1 protein-coding gene and 1 pseudogene are annotated in these 1,159 nt (G+C 76.8%); both read left to right on the forward strand.

The features are described from left to right. A pseudogene (locus tag ABZ641_RS38635) lies at positions 1-411 on the forward strand (MFS transporter); the annotation flags it as partial. A gap of 131 nt (positions 412-542) precedes the next feature. Beyond that, a partial coding sequence (locus tag ABZ641_RS38640; protein ID WP_359989367.1) for a MerR family transcriptional regulator occupies positions 543-1,159 on the forward strand: 617 nt, incomplete at its 3' end.

The raw sequence follows: 1,159 nt of genomic DNA on the forward strand, positions 1-1,159 counted from the left end.
GGCGCGGCCGGCTCGGCGGTCCTCACCCCCGGCGGTCGCGTGATCCGCCGCTCGGCGGCCGAGGCCGACCTGCCGGCCGCGTTCGCCGCACAGTTCTCGCTCTCGCACTCCTGCTGGCTGCTGACCTACCCGCTGGCCGGCTGGCTCGCCGCCGCGGCCGGCCTGCCGGCCACCGCCCTCACCCTCGGCGTCCTCGCGCTCGCCGCCACGGCGGCCGCCGCCGTGCTGTGGCCCCGCCGGGACCCTGACGCACTCCGCCACGAGCACACCGACCTGCCGGCCGGCCACCCCCACCTCACCGGCGCCCACCCCTCCCGGGCCGGAGCCTGGAGCCACGGCCACCACTACGTCATCGACGAGCACCACCATTCCTGGCCCCGCGCCGGACGCGCCGGGGCCGCCGCACGCTGACCTCCGCCGCCGGGACACGGCGAGCGGCGGGCCGGTGGCAGGCGGCCGGTGGCAGGCGGCAGGCGGCAGGCGGCAGGCGGCAGGCGGCAACACTTGAGTCTCCCGTAGGTGGAGACGCCACGATGGGGGCCATGAACGGCGACACGCTCTACTCCATCGGCGAACTGGCCCGGCGGACCGGCCTCACGGTCAAGACCGTCCGGTTCTACTCCGACACGGGGATCGTGACGCCGACGGACCGCACCCCGGCCGGCTACCGCCGCTACACCGCCGAGGCCGCCGCGCGCCTGGAACTCGTCCGCACCCTGCGGGAACTGGGGCTGGACCTGCCCACGATCCGCAGGATCGTCGACCGGGAGCTCTCGCTCCCCGAGGTCGCCGCGGCCCACGCCGAGGCCGTGGCGGCGCGGCTGCGCGTCCTGCGCCTGCGGCACGCGCTGCTGACGGCGGTGGCCGAGCGCGGGCTCACCCCCGAGGAGACCGATCTCATGCACCAGCTCGCCCGACTCTCCGAGGACGAACGCCGGCGTCTCGTCGACGAGTTCCTCGACGCCGTCCTCGGTGGCCTCGGCACCGATCCCGTCCTCGCGGGGGTCAGGCGCTCGATGACCCCCGGGCTGCCCGACGACCCCGGGGCCGAGCAGACCCGGGCGTGGGCGGAGTGGGCCGAACTCTCCCGGGACCCGGACTTCCGCGCCGCTGTGCGGCAGACGGCCGAGGACTTCGCGGCCGATCGCGCACGTGCCGG

The sequence above is a fragment of the Kitasatospora sp. NPDC007106 genome (assembly GCF_040634455.1).
GTDB classification, from domain to species: Bacteria; Actinomycetota; Actinomycetes; order Streptomycetales; family Streptomycetaceae; genus Kitasatospora; species Kitasatospora arboriphila.